Origin of the sequence: Terrabacter sp. GCM10028922 (assembly GCF_042666095.1) — a bacterium.
In the GTDB taxonomy this organism is placed as follows: Bacteria; Actinomycetota; Actinomycetes; order Actinomycetales; family Dermatophilaceae; genus Terrabacter.
The window spans coordinates 87,921-111,734 of the sequence record NZ_JBHTFG010000006.1; the positions used below are offsets into that span (position 1 = coordinate 87,921).

At 71.6% G+C, this 23,814-nt stretch carries 19 protein-coding genes; 7 read left to right on the forward strand and 12 right to left on the reverse strand.

The genetic code is table 11. The annotated features are described in order from the left end of the window. Nucleotides 1-8: 8 nt before the first annotated feature. The 4 genes from ACFQU3_RS05285 to ACFQU3_RS05300 all read right to left on the reverse strand — a co-directional run bounded on the left by ACFQU3_RS05285 (nt 9) and on the right by ACFQU3_RS05300 (nt 5,969). Nucleotides 9-914 carry a patatin-like phospholipase family protein gene (locus ACFQU3_RS05285; protein ID WP_385907486.1) on the reverse strand — a complete coding sequence of 302 codons (906 nt, stop codon included), beginning with the start codon at nt 912-914 and terminating at the stop codon, nt 9-11. 169 nt (nt 915-1,083) lie between these two features. Then, a complete protein-coding gene (locus tag ACFQU3_RS05290; protein ID WP_385907488.1) occupies nt 1,084-4,224 on the reverse strand; it encodes a SpoIID/LytB domain-containing protein in 3,141 nt (1,046 codons plus the stop codon). A gap of 221 nt (nt 4,225-4,445) precedes the next feature. Further along, nucleotides 4,446-5,102 (reverse strand): CoA transferase subunit B, encoded by a 657-nt coding sequence (locus tag ACFQU3_RS05295; protein ID WP_385907490.1) that lies wholly within the window; start codon nt 5,100-5,102, stop codon nt 4,446-4,448. Nucleotides 5,103-5,105: 3 nt separating this feature from the next. Beyond that, on the reverse strand, nt 5,106-5,969 hold the full coding sequence (locus tag ACFQU3_RS05300; protein ID WP_385907492.1) for a CoA transferase subunit A: 864 nt from the start codon (nt 5,967-5,969) through the stop codon (nt 5,106-5,108). A 295-nt stretch (nt 5,970-6,264) separates the two neighbouring features. On the opposite strand from ACFQU3_RS05300, the gene ACFQU3_RS05305 reads away from it, so the two are divergent. Beyond that, nucleotides 6,265-6,756, forward strand: coding sequence for a peptidoglycan-binding protein (locus ACFQU3_RS05305; protein WP_385907494.1), 492 nt, complete (start codon nt 6,265-6,267; stop codon nt 6,754-6,756). Nucleotides 6,757-6,767: 11 nt separating this feature from the next. On the opposite strand, the gene ACFQU3_RS05310 is transcribed toward ACFQU3_RS05305, so the two are convergent. The 4 genes from ACFQU3_RS05310 to ACFQU3_RS05325 are packed head-to-tail and all read right to left on the reverse strand — an operon-like array spanning nt 6,768 to nt 9,861. Next, the gene (locus ACFQU3_RS05310) at nt 6,768-7,499 is read right to left on the reverse strand and encodes a TIGR03089 family protein (RefSeq protein WP_385907496.1); all 732 of its coding nucleotides are present in this window, start codon (nt 7,497-7,499) and stop codon (nt 6,768-6,770) included. Nucleotides 7,500-7,515: 16 nt separating this feature from the next. Beyond that, nucleotides 7,516-8,760 (reverse strand): LCP family protein, encoded by a 1,245-nt coding sequence (locus ACFQU3_RS05315; protein ID WP_385907498.1) that lies wholly within the window; start codon nt 8,758-8,760, stop codon nt 7,516-7,518. After that, entirely contained in the window at nt 8,750-9,178 is a 429-nt protein-coding gene (locus ACFQU3_RS05320) for a DUF2304 domain-containing protein (protein ID WP_385907500.1), read from the reverse strand. Before ACFQU3_RS05320 ends, ACFQU3_RS05315 begins: the two co-directional genes overlap by 11 nt. Beyond that, on the reverse strand, nt 9,175-9,861 hold the full coding sequence (locus ACFQU3_RS05325; RefSeq protein ID WP_385907502.1) for a glycosyltransferase family 2 protein: 687 nt from the start codon (nt 9,859-9,861) through the stop codon (nt 9,175-9,177). Before ACFQU3_RS05325 ends, ACFQU3_RS05320 begins: the two co-directional genes overlap by 4 nt. A 210-nt stretch (nt 9,862-10,071) precedes the next feature. Here ACFQU3_RS05325 and ACFQU3_RS05330 point away from each other — a divergent pair, with 210 nt between their 5' ends. Together ACFQU3_RS05330 and ACFQU3_RS05335 are read left to right on the forward strand one after the other, a co-directional pair. Next, on the forward strand, nt 10,072-12,129 hold the full coding sequence (locus ACFQU3_RS05330) for a glycosyltransferase (protein WP_385908269.1): 2,058 nt from the start codon (nt 10,072-10,074) through the stop codon (nt 12,127-12,129). A 92-nt stretch (nt 12,130-12,221) separates the two neighbouring features. Next, complete coding sequence (locus ACFQU3_RS05335) at nt 12,222-13,193, forward strand: lysylphosphatidylglycerol synthase domain-containing protein (RefSeq protein ID WP_385907504.1); 972 nt, start codon at nt 12,222-12,224, stop codon at nt 13,191-13,193. A 23-nt stretch (nt 13,194-13,216) separates the two neighbouring features. On the opposite strand, the gene ACFQU3_RS05340 is transcribed toward ACFQU3_RS05335, so the two are convergent. Further along, a complete protein-coding gene (locus tag ACFQU3_RS05340) occupies nt 13,217-13,651 on the reverse strand; it encodes a nitroreductase family deazaflavin-dependent oxidoreductase (protein WP_385907506.1) in 435 nt (144 codons plus the stop codon). Between the two features lie 28 nt (nt 13,652-13,679). After that, on the reverse strand, nt 13,680-14,423 hold the full coding sequence (locus tag ACFQU3_RS05345) for a DUF3105 domain-containing protein (RefSeq protein ID WP_385907508.1): 744 nt from the start codon (nt 14,421-14,423) through the stop codon (nt 13,680-13,682). Between the two features lie 156 nt (nt 14,424-14,579). Between ACFQU3_RS05345 and ACFQU3_RS05350 the strand changes: the two genes are divergently transcribed. Further along, entirely contained in the window at nt 14,580-15,503 is a 924-nt protein-coding gene (locus ACFQU3_RS05350) for a DNA-3-methyladenine glycosylase family protein (RefSeq protein ID WP_385907510.1), read from the forward strand. Nucleotides 15,504-15,678: 175 nt separating this feature from the next. Further along, entirely contained in the window at nt 15,679-17,907 is a 2,229-nt protein-coding gene (locus ACFQU3_RS05355; RefSeq protein ID WP_385907512.1) for an FG-GAP-like repeat-containing protein, read from the forward strand. 161 nt (nt 17,908-18,068) lie between these two features. Here the strand turns inward: ACFQU3_RS05355 and ACFQU3_RS05360 are convergent, their stop codons facing one another. Next, complete coding sequence (locus ACFQU3_RS05360; RefSeq protein ID WP_385907514.1) at nt 18,069-20,132, reverse strand: PhoX family protein; 2,064 nt, start codon at nt 20,130-20,132, stop codon at nt 18,069-18,071. A gap of 365 nt (nt 20,133-20,497) precedes the next feature. Between ACFQU3_RS05360 and ACFQU3_RS05365 the strand changes: the two genes are divergently transcribed. Further along, nucleotides 20,498-21,682: a glycosyltransferase gene (locus ACFQU3_RS05365; RefSeq protein ID WP_385907516.1), complete on the forward strand. Its 1,185-nt coding sequence runs from the start codon at nt 20,498-20,500 to the stop codon at nt 21,680-21,682. Between the two features lie 139 nt (nt 21,683-21,821). Here the strand turns inward: ACFQU3_RS05365 and ACFQU3_RS05370 are convergent, their stop codons facing one another. Then, the gene (locus tag ACFQU3_RS05370; RefSeq protein WP_385907518.1) at nt 21,822-22,772 is read right to left on the reverse strand and encodes an acyl-CoA thioesterase; all 951 of its coding nucleotides are present in this window, start codon (nt 22,770-22,772) and stop codon (nt 21,822-21,824) included. A 122-nt stretch (nt 22,773-22,894) separates the two neighbouring features. Here ACFQU3_RS05370 and ACFQU3_RS05375 point away from each other — a divergent pair, with 122 nt between their 5' ends. Then, nucleotides 22,895-23,803 carry a class I SAM-dependent methyltransferase gene (locus ACFQU3_RS05375; RefSeq protein ID WP_385907520.1) on the forward strand — a complete coding sequence of 303 codons (909 nt, stop codon included), beginning with the start codon at nt 22,895-22,897 and terminating at the stop codon, nt 23,801-23,803. Nucleotides 23,804-23,814 lie beyond the last annotated feature (11 nt).

Below are 23,814 nucleotides of genomic sequence, written 5' to 3' on the forward strand. Positions count from 1 at the left end.
GACCGGCGTCAGCGCCAGGTCTCGGCGAGCCGCTCGGCCAGGGCTCGGCCCTGGTCGTAGCCACCTCGCGCGGCCTGCGGTCGCGTTGCCGGATCCGACGCCTTGGCGTTGAACACGTCACCCGCGCCGGCGTCCGGGAAGACGGTCTCCACCCTGCTGCCCCCGGCACGCAGCTCGGAGACCTGGGTCGCGAGATCCATGCCCCACTCCCGCGGCATCCGCGACCTGCCGCCGAATGGCGAGAGCACCACGACCCGCCCGTATCCAGCCGCCAGGTCTGCGTTCTCGCTGCGTCGGTAGCCGCCGTTGATGTACCGGTTCTCGCCGATCCTGTACGTTCCTGCGAATCCGTTGCTGGTGCTGGCCGCGACGGCGTCGACCAGCTCGACCCCGCTGTGGCGGTCGAACACCACAGGTTCACCCGTGTGCGCGTCGACCGCCGCGATGAGCAGAGGCTGGGGCGGCCAGTCGTGCCTGGGGAGCCGGGCCGCGACGATCTCGCGCCAGCGCGTCTGACCCGAGCCGTCGGACGCATCCATCTCGAGTGCCGCGGCGCCCATCCTGCGGCGCATGTCGGACGCATCCTCGGCGGCACCGATGAGCGTGTTCGACCACTCCAGGTAGCTCGGCCCCGACACACTCGGACCGCGTCCCCTGCCCGGTCCGGCGTCTCCGGCGTGTCGCGCAGGCACCTCGGCGAGGATGGCGGCATACAGCTCCGCCGGCCGTGTCCCGCTGGTGATCTGGGCAGCCACCGTCGATCCTGCCGACGTCCCGACGATCAGGTCGGCCGCGGTGAGGTCGACGCCGGCATCGGACAGGCCGGCGATGAGACCGAGCTCCCACGCGTTGCCGGCCGCTCCGGCGCCCGCGAGAACCAGGGCTCGCTCTGGTGAAGAAGGTGTTGCGTTCATGGGAGTCGCCTTTCGCGAAGTGCCGGTCGGGCGCTCCCGGGGGCGACTACGTCAGTCGCGGAACCGTGGGCTTCAGGGGAGCACCCAGTGTGGAAACTGCGTTCACGGGTCTCACCTCCTGCTGGTAGGTCACGATCACTGGGACGTTAGCAGGACTGCCGATGTCGGCCTACTGCCCCCAGGCCGCCGTCGACGCATAGGTGCCCGCCCGGAGCGGGGCGGTGAGCCGTGCGGCGCCCTGGACGCGGTACACGAGCAGCGCCCCGTCGCTCGCGCGGCGGGTCACCAGGTCGTCACGCCCGTCACCGGTGACGTCACCGATGCCGCGAACGGCGCTCATCGAGCTCCAGCCGGACGAGCCGATCACGACGGCCGGTCGGAAGCCACCCGTGCCGTTGCCCGGGTAGAGGACGAGGGCGCCGTCCGAGGCGCGCACGGCGACCAGGTCGCGGATGCCGTCGCCGTTGAACTCGCCCGACGTCACCTGGCGCATGCCGCCCCACCCGCTGCCGAACTGGGCGCTCGACACGATGCGTCCGGTGCCGTCGCCCCGGTGCAGGACGAGGCGGCCGTCGGTGAGCCGGGTCGCGATGTCGGTCTTACCGTCGCGGTCCCAGTCGCCGACGGGTACGACGAGGTTGACCGAGCCCCAGCCCGTCGCGAGCCGGTAGCGACCGGCGTTGAGGCCGCTCGCACCGAGGCCCGGGTAGTACCAGGCGGTGCCGCTCCCGTCTATGGCGACGACGTCGCCGAGGCTGTCCTGGCTCCAGGGACCGACCCCGGCGGCAGCGCGCATGCCGGAGAAGCCGCCCCCGAGGATCTGCTTCGTCGTGAAGCCCATCGTGCCGGTGTACGACACCGTCTTGAGCGCCGAGCCGGCCGGGAGGATCACGTCGGGCAGCGTCTCGCCCGTCACGTCCCTCGGCGAGAACGACGCCGACCGGACCGGTGCCGACGTGATGGTCCACCACGTGCTGCGCAGGCCGAGCTTCGTGCGGAACGCGTCACCGCTGACCGTCGTCGTGCCCGCCGAACCGGTCACGATGACGGAGACGACCCGGCCGCCCCACGTGCCCGTGCCGCCGCCCCCGGTGCGCGAGCCGATGCCGATCGAGCGCAGCGTGCCGACCGACGGGTACGCCCTCTCGACCGCCGACGCCTCGAGGGTCCGCGTCCACGAGTGCGGGTTGGACGCCGACTGCACGGCTCCGTCGTAGGGGTCGTCCTTGGCCGGCAGGTACGCGGTCGAGCCCTGGACGCTGCGCCCGCCGTTCGACGAGGAGTACTGCGTGAAGGCGGGCTTGCCGCTGTAGGTGAGGATCGTGCCCGTGGTCGCCGCCGTGGCGTTCGTCGAGCGGGTGTCCTCGTAGCGTCGGATCAACGTGCCGGACGCGCTGTAGTCGGCAACGCCCTTGTAGGCCTGGCACGCGACGTCGCACACGTCGTAGACGCGCGTCCCGGCAGATGCCCGGGAGTTCGCCGCGTACGTGCGGACCGCGACGGCCTGCGAAGACAGGGCGGCGGCCGGCCAGCTCGCCGGCATCTCCACCGGCGCCACGGCGCGGGTGTACCGCTCGAAGCCGAGGACGTTGACGGCATACGCCCGGCCCGAGACGTTGACGACGCGGACCGAGCCGGAGTACTCGCGCTGGGCGCCGCTCGGGAGCAGGACCCGCACGGCGGACGTCGACGGGCGGCTCACGGTGAGCGGCAGCGTCGAGGCACGCCAGTTGGTCGCGGGGAACCATCCGGCACCCGAGTTCGCCTGCAGGGTCACGGTGCTGCCCTCGGGCACGACCCGCCAGCGGTAGGTGCTCGACAGGTTCGACGTGCGCTTCCCGTCGCTGACGACGAGCCCGCTCAGCTTCGAGAACTGTGTGCCTGTCGTGCCGACCGCCGAGAGCCAGACGCGCAGCGTCGGGTCGCCCTGGCTCGCACGCGTCGTGCCGGGGTAGTAGAAGCCGAGGATCTGCTGCCAGGTCAGCGACTTCGTGGCGGCGCCGTAGGCACCCCACTGCGACATGCCGATGCCGTGCCCGAAGCCGCGGCCCGCCATGTCGAACGTCGACGACGCGGGGCGGGTGTACGTCTCCGCGGCCGGGTCGGCGGGCAGCGGGTCCCACTGCCCGTCGCGCCAGATGGTGCCGGCATTGGTGCGAATCGTCGGAAGCTGCGTGCCGTATGCCGTGTCGCCGGGGCAGCCGGTCAGGCTGAGGTCGCGGTGCCCGATCGTGCGGGGCAGGGTCACCTGCTCGCCGGGGTCGAACTTCGAGTTGCCCGCGGACGTCAGGGTCACGGTCGACGTCGGGTCGATGAGCGAGCGGTCGGCCTCCCACGCGACGAGCTTCGTCACGGTGCTCTGCGTCGCGGACGAGAACGGGACCGACGTGAAGTCGCCGATGACCGAGATACCGGTCGTCTCGGCGTTGAACCCGCCGGCCTGGGCGCCCTGCACGAAGCCGGTCGTGCTGCCCTTGCGGCCCTCGTAGGCGCGTCCGAAGCGGTCAACGAGGATCTGGTAGCCGAGGTCGCACCAGCCCTGGCTCTTCGTGTGGTACGCGTAGATCGAGCGGATGATCGAGGCGGCCTGGTCGGCGCTGTAGGTGTTGGAGTTGACGGTGTGGTGGATGACGACGGCCTTGAAGCCCGGGAGCTGTTCGGCGTCGCACGTGCGCAGGCTCTCGTCGGCGCCCCACTCGGCGCGGCTGATGATGGTCGGTCGCGTGACGGCGGCGACGGCCGAGCCGCCCGGGGTGCCGACGTTGTCGTCCGCTGGTGACTCGCCACCGTCGACGAGGCTGGCGCGCATGCCCGACGGCACCGAGCCGTCGGGAGTCGTGACCCGGATGTCGACGGCGTCCGACCCGGCCGCCGCGACGGCATCGGTGCCCGGACGGGCGTGACGCGCGTCGGCGGAGCCCGGGTCGGGGCCGTCGCCGTCCAGCTCGAGGTCGGTCCACTCCGACCAGCCGGCGTCACCGTGGGTGCGCACCTCGATGTGCGTCCCCGCCGGCGGCGTCCGGTCGAAGGTCACGCCGGCGAGGTCGAAGTCGACGTCGCGCACCTGCGTCGAGGCGACGACAGGGTCGCCGGCTCCGTGCCGGTCGGTGCCCGAGGCCGTCGCGCCGGGGGTTGACGGCGCTGCCGTGCGGTCCTTGTTGCCCGCGTTGACCCCGGCGACTGCCGGGATCGAGACCTCGCGAACCGAGGGGGAGACGGGGCGCGGGGTGGCGCCTGAGGTCACCGTGGGTGTCACGACGAACGCGGCGGTGAGCGCGACGACGGCGATGGAGGTGGGGATGAGGCGCACGGCGTCTCCTGGGTCGGGTGGTTACTTCAGCCCCAAATGTCCCATTACTCCCACCCATCGCAAAGGCAGTTCGCGGAATTCGTGCCACTCCGGGCCGAATTCACAGCAAATGCGTCAGTCTCCGGTTCGTGGAATGACTGACGTCGGTAAAAATCCCTGCTCGAATGCCGCGACGGCGCAGCCCCGCTCTCGGCAGGGCCGCGCCGTCGCGCGCGTAGCAGTCAGCCGTGGGTCGGGGCAGGCTGCAGGTCCACGGTGAGCTCGGGCTCGGTCTTCTCGCGCACCTCGTCCTCGGCGACACCGGGCGCCAGCTCGCGCAGGACCAGGCCCGAGTCGGTGACGTCGAGCACGCAGAGGTCGGTGATGATCCGCTGGACGACGCCGCGCCCCGTGTACGGCAGCGAGCACTCCTGGACGATCTTGTAGGAGCCGTCCCTGGCGTTGTGCTCCATGAGCACGATGACCTTCTTGGCGCCGTGGACGAGGTCCATCGCACCGCCCATGCCCTTGACCATCTTGCCGGGGATCATCCAGTTGGCGATGTCTCCGCCGGCCGACACCTGCATGGCGCCGAGGATGGCCGCATCGACCTTGCCGCCACGGATCATCCCGAAGCTCGTCGCCGAGTCGAAGAACGCCGCGCCCTTGCGCAGGGTGACGGTCTCCTTGCCGGCGTTGATGAGGTCGGGGTCCTCCTCGCCGTCGATCGGGTAGGCGCCGACGCCGAGGATGCCGTTCTCCGACTGGAGCACGATCTCGACGTCGTCCGGGATGTAGTTGGGCACGAGGGTCGGCAGCCCGATCCCCAGGTTGACGTATGCGCCGTCGGACAGCTCGGCCGCGGCACGGGCGGCCATCTGCTCACGGGTCAGGGCCATGGCTCAGGACTCCTTGCTGTCGGTCGCGGGGGTTTCGCTGCCGGCGCCGGAACCCGGCTCGGACGGCTTGTCCGAGCCGCCGTTCGGGCCGACCTCGGTCCGGACGCGCACGGTCCGGCGCTCGATGCGCTTCTCGGCGGCCTGCTCGGGAGTCAGCGGCAGCACGCGCTGGACGAAGATGCCGGGCAGGTGGATCTCGTCAGGGTCGAGGTCGCCCGGTTCGACGAGCTCCTCCACCTCGGCGACGGTCACGCGGCCGGCCATCGCGCACAGCGGGTTGAAGTTGCGGGCCGACAGGTTGAACACGAGGTTGCCGTGGCGGTCGCCCTTGGCGGCGCGCACGAGGCCGAAGTCGGTCGTGATGGCCTTCTCGAGCACGAAGGTCTTCGTCTCGCCCATCCACTCGAACTCCTGCGTCTGCTTCGGCGGCGACGCGACCGCGACGGCGCCGTCGGAGTCGTAGCGCCAGGGCAGGCCACCCTCGGCGATCTGCGTGCCCACTCCGGTCATCGTGAAGAAGGCCGCGATGCCGGAGCCGCCGGCGCGCAGCCGCTCGGCGAGCGTGCCCTGCGGTGTCAGCTCCACCTCGAGCTCGCCGGAGAGGTACTGCCGCTCGAACTCCTTGTTCTCGCCGACGTAGGAGCTGACCATGCGGCGGATCCGCTTGTCGCGCAGCAGGAGCCCGAGCCCCCAGTCATCGACGCCGCAGTTGTTCGAGACGGCCTCGAGATCGGTCAGGCCGGCGTCGTGGATCGCTGCGATGAGGACCGAGGGGATGCCGCAGAGGCCGAAGCCGCCGACCGAGAGCGACATTCCGTCGCTGATCCCGGCGATGGCCTCCTGGGGTGTGGAGACGACTTTGTCCATGGTGCGGACTCTATCCGCGCCTGAGGGCTGCGATGCCGTGGGGTCGCCCCACACGGTCGGCAGATCCTGTGGTCGCCGGGCACGTGTGCCGTCCGGCGGGCGCCGCAGCCAACAAGACGACGGGCAGGTGGCGCAGGGCCCCGTGATTGCGGTTCAGGCCGAACAGCAAATCACACGAATGTCATTTTCCAAGGAGCAAAAGAACAGTCGTGTAATTCAACTCGCGAACTTGTGATCGGTGTGACGAAAGTGCATAAATGGTGCAGAAGTAAAGCCCCGCGGGGGAAGGACCTTCATGACCACCTACGCCAGCACGTCGTCGCGTCGCAGCCCGGCGATCGCGAGTGTCGACGTCGCCACGAGCTACACGGCCTACAAGAGCCTGACGATCGCCATGGGTTCCCGCGGGGCAGCCGTGCGCGTGCTGCAGCGGGCCCTCGGCGGGGTCGCCGTCGACGGTGTCTTCGGCTCGGTCACGCGCGACAAGGTCGTCGCTCTGCAGCGCTCGCTCGCTTTGGCGCAGACCGGGGTCGTCACGGAGGAGCTCTGGGACGTGCTCGAGGCGCGCGACTTCCCGTTCGTCGGCGACCGTTCGACGGTGCTGCGTGCGGGAGACACCGGACCCCAGGTCGTCGCCGTGCAGCGTCTGCTCGGCGTGGTCCAGACCGGTGTCTTCGACGTGGCGACGCGTGAGGCGGTCAAGGACGCACAGGCGCGCGCCGGCCTCGCGAGCACCGGCGTCGTCGCGTGCCGCACCTGGTCGCTGTTCGACCGGCTCTCGGCGTAACGCCTTGCGGCTCAGGCGTCTCCACGGGCGTCCGTGGTGACGCCCTCCGACGTGAACCGGTCCGTGAGGTCGTCACGCGACCCGCGCACGAGCACGACCGAGCCATCGGCCGCCCAGGCGGCGAGACTGTGCCGCAGCACCTGCTCGAGCGACCCGCCGAGCACGACGCGCGGGGCCTCGCCCCAGTCGGCCTCCGGCACGACGACATCGCCGTACGCCGTGTCACCGCCATCACCGGCGAGGGCGACGTCGGCCGTCTCGGGGTCGGACATCGGTGAGAAGAGGTCGCCGTGGGTCGAGAGCTCGCGGGCCTCGTCGACGGCGCCTGGCGCGATGCTTGCCTCCGGGTGGCTGCGGGCCAGGGCCGGTAACGCCACGAGCACCGTGTCGCCACCGTGCCCGGCCGCGGCGGCGGGGGACTCGGTGACGAGCACGTCTGCGCCAGAAGCCTCCTCGCCGACGACGACGGTGGCTCCGACCGACCATGCGGCGAGAGCCCAGTAGAGCGACCGCCAGTGCGCCGGTAGGTCGAGGCCGACCGTCGTGCCGGGACCCGCCGCTGCGTCGTCCTGCAGGAGGTTCGCGGCCTTGGAGACCCAGTTGACGAGCACGCGGGCGCTCAGCTCGATGCGTTCGCCCAGCGTCGGGCCGGGCTCGTCGTCGTACCACGTGAGGCGTGGCCGGCCAGGGTCGGCGGCCACCATCCGCGCGAGCACGTCGGCGGGCAGCAGGGGACTGGTCATCCGGCGCGGACCGCCATCAGCTGTTCGACCCTTCCTCGACCGTGGTGCCGGGCGGCGGCTCCGTGAGCGGCTCGTCCTCCTTGAGGGCGCGGAAGAGTGACTTCGCTCGCTCGGTGTCCCACTTGACCGCGAGAGCGCCGGCGTCGGTGCGGTAGGCGAGGTCGGAGGTCGGCACGGAGAGCGACAGGCCCTCGTCGTTGCTCACGGCGCGCATCGCCTGCAGCACGCGGACCGCGTCCATGATGCCGGTCTCCTGCCCCACGGCGAGGCCGGCCGCGGAGGCGTCGGCGAAGCTCTTGTAGCGCCACGGGATGAGCACGGTCGAGGGCGTCGCAGCCTTCTTCATGAGCGCGCCGAGGAACTGGCGCTGGCGGGCGGCGCGACCGATGTCGCCGAGTGGGTCCTCGTAGCGCGAGCGCACGTAGCCGAGGGCGTTGCCGCCGTCGAGGGTCTGGCAGCCCTTCTTGAGGTCGATGCCGGCCTTCTTGTCCTTCATGTCGCGAGGCACGCAGAGGTCGACGCCGTCCACGCTGTCGACGACGGCCGCGAAGCCGCCGAGGCCGATCTCGATGTAGCCGTCGACGTGGATGCCGGTCACCTGCTCGACGGTGTTGGTGAGCAGCTTCGGCCCGCCGATCGAGTAGGCGGCGTTGATCTTGTTGGACCCGTGGCCCGGGATCGGGACGTACGAGTCGCGGGGGAGAGAGACCATGACCGGCTTGCCGCCGCTCTCGGAGACGTGCACGAGCATGATCGTGTCGGTCCGGTTGCCGGCCGCGTTGCCGGTCGCGTACTTCTTGCGCTGTTCCTTGGTGAGGCCCTCGCGGCTGTCGGACCCGACCAGCAGGTAGTTGTAGCCCGAGGTGTCGGTGGGCCGCTCACCCTCGGGGATGTTGTCGACCTTGTTGACGGCAGCCCACGCCTGCATCGGGACCCAGACCATGAAGCCGATCCACGCGATGAGCAGGATCGCGATGACGAGCAGGGTGTTGCGACCCTTGCGACGGCGCCGATCCCGGGGCGGCGCGGTGGCGTGCCCGCCCGAGCCGCCGGAGCGACCGCGGGTGTCGACGAGGTCGCCGTCGTACACGTCGGGGGCCGCATCACGCTCGTCTCGTGTCTGCCGTGTCTCCCCTACCCCTGCGCGGCGCGAGCGTGGCGGGGCGATCGCGCCGCCCGCGGAACGCTTGGCACGGCGTCTCGTGTCGACGACGTACGCGTCGTCGGCGCCGCGGCGGGGAGAGCTCGGGTCAGTCGGCATCGGCGGCCTTCACGCTCGGGGACGGGGGCACGTTGCCCGACAGTGTGTCAGGTGCGGCTGTCGGACGTCCGTGCTCGGATGGCGGCGTCGCCTCGTCGAGGGCGATGCGCCGGGCGAGCCGGGTGTAGCGGGTCTCCATGGCGCGGAACCGCTGGTAGGTGGTCACGACGAAGCCGAGGAAGGCGACGACGAGGCCGTAGAGGATGAGGTCAGCGCCACGACCGATGCCGAGCCACCTGGCCACCCTGGTCCACGTGCCGCTGGGGTCGATGATCGAGTACACCGCGAGGGCGGCCAGTACGAGCAGGCCGATGCGGCGCACGGCCTGGGTGCGCTGTCCCGACCCGAGCAGGAGGCGCCACGCCACGGCGAGGGTGGCCACGATGAGCAGGAGCTGGATGACGCTCTGTCGACTCATCGCCAGATCAGCTCCGCGAGGATGTTGACGGCGTTCCACAGCGACTGGCCCTTGGCCTTGCTGTAGTCGGTGTAGAGGATGTGCACGGGCTCCTCCGCGTAGGTGACCTGCTTGTCCTCGAAGCGCATCGCCCCGATCTGCGACACGATCTCGGACGCGTGGGCCATCCGGTTCTGGGTGATGTCGAGACGCTCGACGACGTCGCGGTGCAGCACTCGGAGCCCGTTGTGGGCGTCGGTGAGCCGGGTCCCCGTCGTGAGGTTGGTGTAGGCGATGGCGGCCCGCAGGACGAGTCTCTTCATGGTGCCGGCCTCGGTGCGCTCGTCGAGGAAGCGCGAGCCGAAGACGACGCGGACGTCGCCCTGCCGGATGCGCTCGAGCATGACCTCGACGTCGTGGATCTGGTGCTGCCCGTCGGCGTCGTAGGTGACGACGTAGCGCATGGAGGGGTCGCCGAGCGCGTAGTCGAAGCCGGTCTGCAGGGCCGCTCCCTGACCGAGGTTGACGGGGTGGCGGACGACGGCGGCGCCCGCCTGCTCGGCCCGCTCGGCGGAGCCGTCGCGCGACCCGTCGTCCACGCACACGATCTTGGGGAAGACGGAGCGGGCCTCGCCCACGACGTCGGCGATGACGGCGGCCTCGTCGTAGAGCGGCACCACCAGCCACACGTCCTCGTTCTGCATGCGACCAGCGTAGAGCGGTCGCGGGGCGGCTCCCGCCCGGCACCGAGCCGCGGGACGCTAGCCCCGACACGCGAGGCGCCGGCGGGAGCGAGCGCGACGGCAGGGCGCTGGGCCTAGAGTCGGAGGACCATGACGGACGCGTTGTCGCAGGGCTCCCGGTCCGGGGCCCACCACCCGCACGAGGACCGGCGCGGACCCGCCGCCGGACCGATGCACGAGGAGACGGTAGAGCCGTTCACCCCGTCGGGATCGGCTGCGCTCCGCATCGCGATCGTCGGCCCGACCCACCCGCACAAGGGCGGTGTCGCCGCGCACACGACGATGCTGGCGCACCACCTCGCCGACGCCGGCCACGACGTGACGCTCGTGTCGTGGGCGCACCTCTACCCGTCGAGGCTGCACCACGCCGACGCGACGGTCCCCGACGGCGTGCCCGAGGTGCCGCCGTACCCGCGGACGATCCGCGCGCTGAGCTGGGCCCGTCCCGACACGTGGGTGCGGGCCGGCCGCAGGCTGCGCGACGTGGACGCCATCCTCGTCGTGCACGTCATGCCCCCGGTGGTGCCGGCCCACCTGGCGCTCCTGCGCGCCGCCGGTGCCGTGCCGGGTGGGGAAGGGCCTCGCCCGCAGTCGATCGTCGTGTGCCACAACGTCCTGCCGCACGAGGCGCATCCGGGCGATGCCGGCCTCATGTCGGTGCTGTTCTCGCGGGTCGACTCGGTGCTCGTCCACGGCGCGGACCAGGCTCGCGTCGCGCACGACCTGGGTGCGCGTCGCGTCTCGGTCGCCGACCTGCCACCCCACCTGCCCGGTGGCGACCCGATCTCGCGCGGCCCACGGCCGGGACCGACGCGCCTGCTCGCACTCGGGCTCATCCGCGAGTACAAGGGCATCGACGTGCTGCTGCGCGCGATGCGCTCCGTGCCGGAGGTGACGCTGACGATCGCCGGCGAGATCTGGGGCGCCAACCGCACCGTCATCGGGCGGCTCGCCGCCGACCCGGCGCTCGCCGGCCGCGTCGAGATCCGCGACGGCTACGTGCCTGCCGACGCCCTCGCCGCGCTGCTCGCCGACCACGACGTCCTCGCCCTGCCCTACCGGTCGGCCACGGCGTCGCAGAACGTCATCCTCGGCCACGCCCACGGGCTGCCGGTCCTCGCCTCCGACATCGCGCCCTTCTCGCAGCAGGTCGCCGACGGCGTCAACGGCCTGCTCGTGCCGCCCGAGGACGAGCGGGCGCTCGCGGGCGCCCTTCGACGGCTCGGCGACCCCGACGTGCGTCGCCGGCTCGCCGAAGGGGTCCAGACGCCCGACCTGTCCGGCCCGTGGGCGCACTACCTCGGCACGATCGAGGCGCTGTCGGTCGACGAGACGTTGCTCCGCGACCCCGACGAGCCGTATGCCGTGGCCCCCGGTCAGGGCGTCGATGACCGTGGCGCGACCGGCGCCGCAGGCCATGGTGACGACGGCGGCCTCGACGACGACGGCGTCGTCGGTCCGGACGACGGCGACGACCCGACCCCGCTGGGGCGCATGCGCCGACGCGTCACGTCAGGGGCGGTGCGTCTCGCCGGGAGGGTTCGGCGCCGTGCCGCGCGGGCCATGACCTCGGGGCGACCCCTCGTGTCCCTGCGTCCCGACGACCTCCCTGCCTGGGTGCTGGCGACCGACGTCCTGGGCGAGCCCGCCGAGGCCGACGACGCGCGCCGCCTCGCACGCATACTCGGGCTGCCGCGTTCGCTCGACGGCGTGTCCGCGTGGGCTGCGCTGGGCACGCTCGCCGCGATCCTGCGGGTCCGCGACGACGGCCGCAGGAGCGCCGTCATCGTCGACGAGGGCGGCACCCGGTCACTGCTGTCGCGGTGGGCCAGGGCCGTCGGCTTCGCGCCCGTCGAGATCGACTTCACAGGCGCGCACCCCAGTGTCGCTGCCCTCGACGTCGACACCGGGTCGCTCGACGTCATCGTGCGCATCCATCCCCACGGCTGCGACGGCGACGATGTCGACCATGTCCTCGAGCAGGCGTCGTGGGCGCTGCGCTCGGGTGGTCTGCTCGTCGTGACGGTCCCGATCGGGCCGCGCGCCGCCGAGGGTGCCGTCGGACCCGCCGACGTGCGCGGCATCCTGGCGCGCGCCCACGACCTCGGCTTCGTCCTCGTCGGCGACCTCGACGGCGACGTCAACGCGCGCATGCGCGAGGCGGCCTCGCGCGCCCGCGCCGACGACGCGGCATACGGCCTCGTGCGGCTGACGCTGCGCCGACGCTGAACCGACGCTGAACCGACGCTGAACCGACGCTGTGCCGGCGCTGAGCCCCTGCGGACACCGGGCACCGATGACGCTGCGATGATGGTGCGGACATGACCCGACAGAGAATCCTCACCGTGCTGCGTGTCGGCATCGCGCTCATCACCCTGGCCGCCGTCGTCTACGCCGTCGCGCGCAACTGGGCCGACGTCTCGGTGCACCTCGGCAAGATCTCGTGGTCGACGTTCCTCTGGTCGACGCTCGCTGCGGCGGCGGGCACCTGGCTGACGATGATCGGCTGGAAGACGCTGCTGCGCGACCTCGGCTCCGACCTGCACCTCGCTCCGGCGTCGGGTGTCTACTTCGTCGGCCAGCTCGGGAAGTACCTCCCGGGCTCCCTGTGGTCGGTGCTCGTGCAGGCCGACATCGCGAGCCATCTGAAGGTCCCGCGCCGGCGCACGGCAGTGACCGGCCTGCTCGCGCTGGGGCTCGCCCTCGCCACCGGCTTCCTCGTCGGCCTGCCGGCGGCGTCGTACCTCATCAGCCGCACCTCGTCGGGCTTCGACTGGTGGCTGCTGCTCGGCATCCCGCTGCTCGTCGTGCTCTGCGTGCCACAGCTGCTCAACGCCATCATCGCGCGGATGCTGCGGGTGATCCGGCGCGAGCCGCTCGAGCACGAGCTGTCGGGCGGCGCGGTGCTCCGCTCGGTGCTCCTCTTCCTGCTCGTGTGGGTCTTCTTCGGCGTGCACACGCTGCTGCTCGCTCGGGCCGTGGCGGGCGACGGCTCGCCCAACCCCGACCTGACGACCGCTGCGATGACGGGCTACGCCCTGTCGGTCTCGCTCGGCATGCTGACCGTCATCCTCCCGGCCGGTCTCGGTGCCCGGGAGGGGTTGCTGACGCTCATCCTGTCGACCGCGATCCCGACGCCGGCGGCCGCGGCCGTCGCCATCGTGTCGCGCTTCATCGTGACCATCGTCGACGTCGTCGCCGCTCTCGGCGGGTGGCTCTACGCCCGCTCGCACCACCTCATCACCGAGCGTCATGCCGCCGACGAGACCGGGGCTCGCGACGTCAGCGTGTGACGCGACCCGGGGCCGCTTGCCGCTCAGGCCGGTTCGAGCACGAACACAGGGATGAGGCGGTCGGTCTTCGTCTGGTACTCGGCGTAGGGCGGATAGGCGGCGACGCACCGCTCCCACCACTGCTCCCGCTCCTCGCCCGACAGCTCGCGCGCGCGGGCCGGGAACGTCTCGGTGCCGGCCTGCACCTCGATGTCGGGGTGGGCGAGCATGTTGCGGTACCACTGGGGGTGCTCCGGCGCGCCGCCCTTGCTCGCCACCGCCGCGAAGGCGCCCTCGTGCTCGACGCGCATGAGCGGCACCTTGCGCACGGCACCCGTGCGGGCACCGCGCATGGTCAGCAGGACGACCGGCCGGTTCATGATGTGCACGGAGTCCGTCGTGCCGGTGCGCTCGATCTCCTCGACCTGCCTGCGCACCCAGTCGCTCGGGCTCGGGAGGTACTCGCCGGTGATAGCCATGCGCCGAGACTAACCCGACGTCACCCGCTCAGGCGGCGCCGGGCTCCGGGGCCGAGCTCCACGGGTACTTCTTGACGAAGTCCTCGACGACGGTGGTGTTGAGGCCACCACAGAGCTGGCGGTGGCCCAGCTGGTTCGACACCTTGCCGGACGCCTGGTCGACGTCCGCCGACCAGTGCGAGAGGGCGTACTTCTTGCCGGCGGGGAAGGCGCCGTAGGCGGGGTCCCAGGGGCTGACGAGGAACTTGTTGGCCGACTCCTTCATCGCGTTGATCTTGGTAGCCAGGGCCTCGAACGTCGCGGCCTGCTCCTTCTCGAGCGAGCGGTCGTACCAGAGGATGGTGTAGCCGTGCTCGAGGTTGTGCACGAGCGTCTCGATCTTGGGGGCGTCCGCGACGGTGTAGACGCGGCGCTTGTCGACGGCCGGCACGGCGAAGTGCTTGCCGCTCGACGGCGGGACGGTGGAGTACTCGATCTTCGTGACGTCGGCCTGGTTGGTGCCGGGTCCGACGTGCTCGCTCGAGCCGCTGGCCGGGTCGTCGGTGACCGGGTCGCACGAGGCGGCCGCGACGTCGCCGCTGATGCTCTGCAAGGCCTCGTTCTTCTTGTTCTGCTCGCCGATGACCGCCCACGCGACCGCTGCGCCGATGATGGCGATGACGGCCACGCACGCCACGATGACGACGAGGAGCCGACGGCGCTCGGCCCTCTTCTGCGCGGCCTGCATCTGGGCCACGCGCTCGCGGCGGTCTCGGCTCGTCTCGCGGGCCATCGTTCCTCGTTCCTGTGGGCTGTCGGGCGGTCGGGCTGCCGGCGCGGGCCGGGTGCGGGTGTGAGTCGCTGTCGTCGGCACCGGGGGCGGCGGCCACGGGCCCGCTCGATCTGCTCCGGTTCAACGACCGTGCCGAGTGTAAGCGAGGATGTTGTGGTGGCCGAACCCCTGTCGCGTGTCTGGCGCAGCGAGCGCGAGATCGCACTGCGTGCCCAGCTGGGCGTGTTCCGTCGTGGTGCCGGCGACCCCACGTCGCGCTTCGGTCGCGACGGCACGGTGGCCCGCGCGGCGCAGACCCCGGCAGGCGTCGGCACTCTCCACCTCGTGTGCCGAGCGGGTGGGTCCGAGGTGCTGGCCCAGGCGTGGGGTCCGGGCGCGCAGTGGCTGCTCGACTCGGTGCCGGCGCTCCTCGGCGAGGACGACGACCCATCCGGCTTCGTGCCGCACCACGACCGCGTCGCCGAGGCGTGGCGGCGGTTCCCGCACTGGCGCGTGCCGCGGTCGGGGCTCGTCCTCGACGCGCTCGCACCGGCCGTCATCGAGCAGAAGGTGACGGGCCAGGAGGCGTTCGGCGGCTACCGCGCGCTCGTGCGCCGGTTCGGCGAGCCGGCGCCTGGTCCCGTCCCGGGTCTCATGGCCCCCCCGACCGCGGCGGGTTGGGCCGCGATCCCGTCGTGGGCGTGGCTGCAGGCGTCCGTCGACGGGGCGCGGTCGCGCACCGTCGTGCGGGCAGCCGGGTATGCCGGCCGGCTCGAGCAGGGCGCAGCGGTGTCGGTCGCGGAGGCGAACCGGCGCCTACGGGCCTTGCCCGGCGTCGGGGTCTGGACCGCCGCCGAGGTGGCCCAACGGGCGCTCGGCGATCCCGACGCCGTGTCGTTCGGCGACTACCACGTGGCGAAGGACATCGGATGGGCCCTCACCGGCACACCGGTCGACGACGACGGCCTGGCCGACCTCCTCGAGCCCTACCGAGGCCACCGCTACCGCGTGCAGCAGCTGCTCGGGATGGCCGGGCACCACCGGCCCCGCCGCGGTCCACGGATGGCGCCACGCACGCACCTGCCGACCCGCACCCGCTGAGGGCACCGGCTCAGGACACGGCATACCTCCAGGCGTGGCGCCACCGAGTCATGTCCGACAGGCGCGCGAAAGTCCAGATCTGTGGTGAAACGCCCCCGGACGTCGGCGCCGTGGCCTAGGCTCCGCCACGGCCCGCAGGGAGCAGGCCACCCATACGTTTGAGAAAGGCGACCACGTGGTTCGTCAGCAACTGGGGGCACGTGCCCTCACCGTCGGGGTCGCAGCAGCAGCGCTGCTCGCCCCCATCGCCCTCGCCCTTCCGGCGGGCGCGGGCCAGACCGAGGGGTCGCACGACCTCGACCAGCTCCGCGGCCGCGCCGGCCGGGTGCTCACCGAGGGGCGCACCGCCCCGGCGGGTGACGTGTCGGCCGCCGTGAAGAAGGCTGCGGGCCCGTCGGCCCTCCGCCACAGCGCCACGTCGTCGACGGCATCCGGCCGCGTCGCGGCGGGCAAGCTCGCATCGCCGTCCCTCGCGGGAGCCTCCGCGTACGGGCCGTCCCCGTCTGTGTCGGCTCAGTCGGAGGCGCTCCCGGCTGCGGGCACGTGTGCGGATGGCGTCATCGAGGTCAACCCGATGGCAGACCGCACCATCGTGCGCGTGACGTCGCCGCTCAGCGGTGGCCTCACCCTGCAGCGGCTGCGCGAGTACGGGTCGTGGCGCACCATCGCCACGGGTTCCGGCACGACGATGAAGGTCAACGACACAACGATCAACGAGAACGTGTCGTACCAGTACCGCCTCATCGCGAAGAACGGGACCGACCCCGATTTCGACTGCTGGACGCAGTACATGTACGGCATGTGGACCGACGACGGCTGGGGCGAACCCGACGCGCTCGTCGCCGGGACCACGGGCATCTTCCAGCAGAACCTCCGGGCCCAGGGCAGCCGCGCCATCTCGTCGGAGTGGATGAGCCCGCGCTACTCGACCGACGGACGGCTGTATGCCGCCACGAAGGTCATCGACAGCGGCACCGGTCGCGGTGTGATGGAGGTCCGCCGCGCGAAGAACTCGGCGCTCGTCTTCACGGTCGACCTCGGCACGGCCCAGTTCCCCGCCGACCCGGACTTCTCACCGGACGGCCAGACGATCGCCTACACGCGCTACGAGGCCGCGACGGGCAAGGCCCTCGGCCTCGGTTTCGTCGACGTCTTCGGCTCACACACCAAGACGACGCTCAACACGACGACGCGCATCGGTGAGCCGTCGTGGCGGCCCGACGGCACCACGCTCGTCGTATCGACCTTCGGGGTCGCGACGCCGGGCCTCGCCCTCGTCACGAAGGCGACCGGCGCCGTCAGCCCGATCAGCGGCACGGCGGGCGGCTACACCCCCGAGGTCGCGGCCGACGGCTCGATCTGGTTCGCCTGGGCCAACGCCGACCTCTCGTCGAGCGCGCTACGTCACCGGGTCGCGAGCGGGACGGTCACGGACGTCCGCGCTGTCTCGGGCGACGTGTTCATCTGGCCGCGGTTCACGGAGGACGGCTCGCTCCTCGTCGAGCGCGACACCCCCGACGCGGGTGACCCGGGCTCCTACGTCATGGCCGTCCACTGGATCGAGCCCTCTGACCCGTCGGCCGACGAGATCACCTCCATCGGCTGGGAGGTCGAGGACACCCTGATCAACGGCTGGGACGTCCGCCAGCCACAGAGCAAGGGCAGCTCGGACTTCGCGGGCGATGCGAACCACGACGTCGTGGCGCGTGACGGCAGCGGCAACCTCTTCGCCTACCGCGGCACCGGATTCGACCTGTCGGGCCGCACGCAGATCGGCTCGGGCTGGAAGGGCTTCAACGCCATCCTCGCCGCGGGCGACCTGACCGGTGACGACCAGTCCGACCTCATCGGCCGCGACGCCAACGGCCAGCTCTGGCTCTACCGCGGCAAGGCCGCTGGTGGCTTCGCGGCACGCACGTCGGTGGGGACCGGCTGGAACGCCTACTCGCTCGTCGCGCCGGGAGACTTCAACGGCGACAGCCGCGCCGACATCGTCGCCCGCGACGGCTACGGCAACCTGTGGCTGTACCCCGGCACCGGCCGCGGCACGCTCGCAGCGCGCGTCAAGCTCGGTACCGGCTGGTCCGGCCTGAAGATCGTGGGCCCCGGCGACATCGACTTCGACAACCGCGCCGACCTCATGACGCGTGACTCGGCCGGCCGGGTGTGGATCTACCCGGGCAACGGCACGGGCGGTTTCCTCGCGCGTCGCCAGATCGGCTCGGGCTTCGGGTCGTTCAACGCGATCACGGCCACCGAGATCACCTCGTACCGTCCCCTCATCTGGGTGCGCACGGCCCAGGGCGAGCTCGTCAGCTTCGAGCTGACCGGTGACGGCGCCTTCTCGCCCGGCGACGTCTACACCGAGGGCTTCGGCTGGGGCGGCTTCACGCTGACCTCCTGATCGCTGCTGTACGCCACCGGCGCGGGCCGCGGGGAGACCTGCGGGCCGCGCCGGACGGCATACGTTCACCGACCTGACGAAGGCCCGGCGCCCCCTGACGGGGCCGGGCCTTCGTGGTCGGCGATGGCGCCGGCGACCTCACGGCCGCCGGCGCGACCGCGTCACCTGCGGTAGGAGACCACGACGCTCGGGCGGGGAAAGCCGTCCGTGTGCGGCCAGGTGCTCGACGGCGTCTCGAACGTCGCGCCGTCGGTCTCGCCGGGGTGCTGCACGGCGATGAAGACCGACCGCTGGTCGTCGGTGATGAGCGGACCGCACGTCTCGGCGCCGAACGGCACGGTGAGGAACTGCTCGACGCTGCCACGCTCAGGCCCCGCGACCGGGACCCGGAAGAGCCCGTCGTTGGAGCCGAGGACGTTGCCGTCCGTGGAGATCCAGAGGTTGCCGACGCCGTCGAACGCGACGTTGTCAGGGCAGCTGATCGGGCTGACCTTGGACTTGTCGTAACCGGCGAAGTACGTCTCGGGTGCCTCGGGGTCGCCGCAGACGAGGAAGAGGTCCCAGGTGAACTGCGTTGCGGTGTGGTCGTTCCCGAGCTCGGTGAGCTCGAGGACGTAGCCGTTGCGGTTGCCAGACTTGCTCGTCAGCGGGGCGCCGAGCTCGGCGCGGACCATGCTCGAGGCGAGCGGGTTCGTCTCGTCGGTGGGGTACTTGACGCCACGGTCGGAGTTGTTCGTCAGGGCTGCGTAGATCTTGCCGTTGACGGGGTTGGGCTCGACGTCCTCGGGGCGGTCCATCTTCGTCGGGCCCACGGTGTCGGCCGCGAGCCGCGTGTTGATGAGCACCTCGGCGACGCTCATGCCCGGGACGTGGGAGGTCGTGTCGGAGGTGAGTGCCACCCAGGTGCCCGCGCCGTCGAACTCCCCGTCGCCGGAGCCGTCACCCGCGAACTTCGCGACGTAGAGCGTGCCGCGCGTGAGGAGCGTCTTGTTGTGCGCGCGGGCGGAGCGCGTGTCGCCGGTGCGGAAGCGGTCTGCCGAGACGAACTTGTAGAGGTAGTCGCCGCGTTCGTCGTCTCCCATGTATGCGACGGCGTGCCCCGAGTCGGAGATCGTGACGTTGGCACCCTCGTGCTTGAACCGCCCGAGCATCGTCTGCTTGACCGGGGTCGAGTCGGGCTCGTACGGGTCGATCTCGACGACCCAGCCGAAGCGGTACGCCTCGTGCGGGTGCTTCGCGAGGTCGAAGCGCTCGTCGACGGTGGACCAGCCGCGGTTGGTGACGGCCGAGGTGGCGAGTCCGTAGCGCTTGAACGACGTCGCGTTCGCCGGGTCGACGGCGCCGGACGCGTCGAAGTAGCCGTTGAAGTTCTCCTCGCCCGAGAGCACCGTGCCCCAGGGGGTCGTGCCGCCCGCGCAGTTGCCGAACGTGCCGTGGGCCCGCGTGCCGGTGGGGTCCGCGGCCGTGCGGAGCAGGTCGTGGCCGGCGGCGGGGCCGTGGAGCTCGAACTCCGTGTGCACCGTGATGCGACGGTTGTGCCGTGCGCGGCGGTGGTCGGACCGGATCCACGAGCCATGAGCGCGGCCGCGCTCGATCGTGACGACGGCCATGCCGTGCGCGGCCATCGCGATCTTCTTGGTCGTCGCGTCGTCGTACTCGCCCGTCGGGAACATGAGGTTCTCGTCGGTGTACTCGTGGTTCGTCACGAGGAGCGCGGTGCGGGCACCGAGCGGCAGGACGCCGACGTAGTCGTTGTTGTAGCCGAACTGCTGGGCCTGCGCCTCGGGCGTCTGGGCGTGGACGTCGAAGCGTGGAGCCCCCGCCTCGACGGGGTCGCCCCAGCGGATGACGACGTTGTGCGTGAACCCGGGCGCATTCGTCACGGCGTCGGCGCGGTTCGGTCCGACGGGGCTGAAGGCCGCGCGGCCGACGTCACCCGTGCGCCGGGCCGCGGCGGCGGTCGTCGCCGAGGTGGCCGGGGCTGCGGCGGCCGGGGTCGTGGCGGATGTGGCGAAGGCGCCGACGAGGGCGCCGGCGCCGAGGGCCCCGCCCTTGAGCACCGATCGGCGGGCCAGAGCCCCCTCGACCAGGTCGCGCATCGCGGGGTTCGACGAGGTGTTGGGCACGGGCGCGTCGCACGCGTCGTTGCAGCGGTAGCGACACGTCATGCGGCTGCGCGAGCCGTGGCGCGGCGTCGCGATCAGCGGGAGAAGCCTGGGGGTCAACGCGGTGCTCCTTCAGCGAGGTGAGTCGGCCGCGCACGTACGGCGCGGCGTGGGACCGCCTGTGACGCTATGAGCGCTGGGCGAGCACCCGGGTGCTGCTGCGGGGCCATCCGGTGAACTCCCCGTGTCCGCTCCCGCTCCTCACTTCCGGGGCCGTGTGCCGTGCGCCTCGGTCGAGGTGGCGAGCAGCCGCGCGCGGTCGACGCCCACGTGCTGCGGCTGGGCCCACGTGCGTCTCGGGACCCCGCCGTGCGCGCCCCGAAACGCAGCCCGTGTCCTCGAAGGCAGGTCCCTCTGAGTGCCGTGCGACGCGTCCGTCGCAGGAAACGCTCCGCGGGCGGCGGACGGGTGGGAGCCTGAGCGGCATGCGCCTCCTCTTCTCGACGACAGCCGGCACGGGGCACTTCACACCGATGATCCCGGTCGCGCGCGCGTGCGCGTCGGCCGGGCACGAGGTCCGGGTCGCCGCTCCGGACTCCTTCGCGAGCCACGTCGAGCGGGCGGGCCTGGAGCACGCACCGTTCGACGATGTGCCGCCTGACGTCATGGGGGCCGTCTTCGCCCGGCTGCCGTCGTTGTCGCCAGAGGATGCCAACCGTGTCGTCGTCCGTGACGTCTTCGGCCGGCTCGACGCCCAGGCGGCCTGGCCGCGAGTTCGCGACACCATCGACACGTGGCGGCCGGACGTCGTGCTGCGCGAACCGTGCGAGCTCGGCTCTCTCGCTGCGGCGCTGGGCGCCGGCGTGCCCCAGGCCGAGGTTGCGATCGGCCTCGGCCGGATTCGCGACTGGGTGGGCGATGCCCTCGTCGAGCCGTTGCTCGAGCTCGACGAGCTCGCCGGACTCGGGGCGGGTTCCTGCCTGTCGGGCCTGGCATCGGCACCGGTGCTCACGTCGGTGCCGGCCGGACTGGACGGTGTCGTCGACGCGGGCGACGATGCGGGGCAGGCGAGTCCGCTGGTCGTGCGCTTTCGCGACGCGTCCGCGCGGGACCGGGCAGGGACGCTCCCGGCGAGCTGGGGAGATCCTGCTCATCCGCTCGTCTACGTGACGTTCGGCTCGGTCACGGCGGGCTTCGACGACCTCAGTGCGGTGTTCCGTGGGTCGCTCGACGCACTCGCTGAGCTGCCCGTCCGCGTCCTGCTCACGACAGGACACGCCGGTGAGCCGGAGGCGCTGCGTCCCTGGCCCGCGAATGCGCACGTCGAGCAGTGGTGGCCACAGGACGACGTCATGCCGCTCGCCGCCGCGATGGTCGGGCACGGCGGGTTCGGCACGACCATGGCAGCGGTCGTCGCCGGAGTTCCGCAGGTCGTCATCCCGCTCTTCGCCGGTGACCAGTTCGTCAACGCCGCTCGCGTCGAGGAGGTCGGTGCCGGCATACGGCTGGAGGGTCGGATGGAGGCGACGGCGCAGCTCGGCGCTGCCGTCGAGCGGGTGCTGTCCGACGACACCATCCGCTCGGCTGCGCAGCGGTTGGCCGACGAGGCCGCCTCTCTGCCAGACGTTTCCGAGATCGTGGGTCTCATCGAGGGCCTCGCCGGCGGGTGAAAGTGCCGACTCGACGCGAGAAGTCGAGTGGGCACTTCGCACCGCGCCGGGGCTCGCCCCTGGTCGAGTGGGCACCTCGCACCGCGCCGGGGCTCGCCCCTGGTCGAGTGGGCACTTTCCACCGCAGGGGTGGGGTACCTCAGGGGATGTGGCGTTCGGCGTCGACACGGTTGCGCATCTCGACGAGCGCCTCGGCGTGGTCGCGCAGGGCGATGTCCTCGTCGCTGACGGGTGTCCACGGGCGTGCCCGGATCGCGTGGCCGTCGCTGTCGAGCGGCACGAAGACGATGAGCGAGTGCGTCGTCAGGTCGAGGTCGCCCGTTGCCGGGTCGCCGGAGCGCACGTGGACGCTGATGTGCATGCTCGACGTCCCCGTGAGGAGCAGGCGCGCCTCGACCTCGACGAGGTGGCCGATTCGGAGCGGACGGTAGAAGCGGACGCCGCCGGCGTAGACCGCGACGTTCGAGGCCGAGCCGGTCCACTCGGTGGCGAGCACGTGGGCGGCCTCGTCGATCCAGCGCATGACGATGCCGCCGTGCACCTTGCCGCCCCAGTTGACATCGGTCGGGGCGGCCAGGAAGCGCAGGACGGCGCGGGGCGCGGTGCCGGCGTCGCTGTACGTCTGTGCCGCCATGGCTGCGGCGATCTCGCCCCGCAGCCCGATCCGCGTGACGGCGCTCTCCTGCCACTCGCGGTCCGACTCGGTCTCGGGCACGAGCTGCGGGACGGGCGTCGGTCTGCCGTTCTCGCCCACGGCGACGAAGACCATGATGCAGTCCGTGGTCTTTGTCAGGTCGCTGTCCTTGGGGTTGCCGGCGGAGACGGTGACGAGGATGTGCATGCTCGTCGTGCCCGTGTGGATGACGCGCGCTGTGGCCTCGACGAGGTCGCCCACGTCGACGGGCCTGGCAAAGCGCACGTTGCCGACGTATGCCGTGACGCTGTACGTCCCGCTCCACCCCGCGGCCGCCGCGTAGCCCGCCTTGTCGATCCACTCGAGCACCCGGCCGCCGCCCACGGTGCCGGAGTAGCCGGCGTCGGTGGGCGCGGCGAGGAAGCGGAGGGTGATCTCTCGGGCTCCACGCGGCATCTCGTCCTCCTCGGGACGGTGGGCAGGTCAGGCAGCGGTGCTGGGACGAGAGTGGCAGACCCGCCGGGAACGCGCCGTGGGAGTCCACCTCCGGGTGGGATCAACGGATAGCGTGAACGGGCATGAGGGACCTGCCGCCGACGGTCGACCGGCTCGTCGCGAGCATCCTCGACCAGTTCCCCGTCCACCGTGGGTTCCTCGAGCAGGCCCTCGACGGGGCCACCGCGGAGGAGCTCGACCGGCTGGGGCGCTACCTCGACTTCTGCATCGGCAAGGGCCTCACCCCCGACTACCTCGCCGAGAGCTACCTCACGATCCTCGGGGACACGCTCGACGAGCAGCTCTACTTCCGGGAGCACGACCACTACCGCCACTCGAGCTTCGCGGACGTCGCCGAGTCGGTCTACCACGACCGCGACTACATGGACCGGTACATGTACGGCCTGGCGATCTCGACCTTCCTCTGGCCGAACCACGTCGAGATGTCGCGCTTCCTGCGCCGGTCGCTGCCCAAGGAGAAGCGCGGTCGCTATCTCGAGGTCGGTCCCGGCCATGGCTTCCTGCTGCTGACCGCCGTGGAGGTCGGGGCGTTCGACGACTACCTGGCCGTCGACCTGTCGGCCGCCAGCGTCGAGCAGACCAGGACCATCGTCGAGCACTTCCACCCGGACGCCCCGGCGCGGGTCGAGCAGCGCGACTTCCTCACCGCGGACGACCTGCAGCCCGGCTCGTTCGACGCCGTGGTCATGGGCGAGGTGCTGGAGCACGTCGAGCATCCCGAGGTCTTCCTGCGCCGGATCGCCGAGCTGGCGAAGCCGGACGCCTTCGTCTTCGTCACGACGTGCGTCAACGCGCCCGCGGTCGACCACATCTACCTGTGGCGGACCACCGACGAGCTGGAGGCCATGATCGCCGGCAGCGGTCTGTCGATCGTCGAGCCGCTCCGGCTCCCTTACGAGGGCAGGTCGCTGGAGGAGTCACGGGCCGAGGCGCTGCCGATCAACGTCGCGTACGTCCTCGCGCCGGACTGACGGCGCGGCAG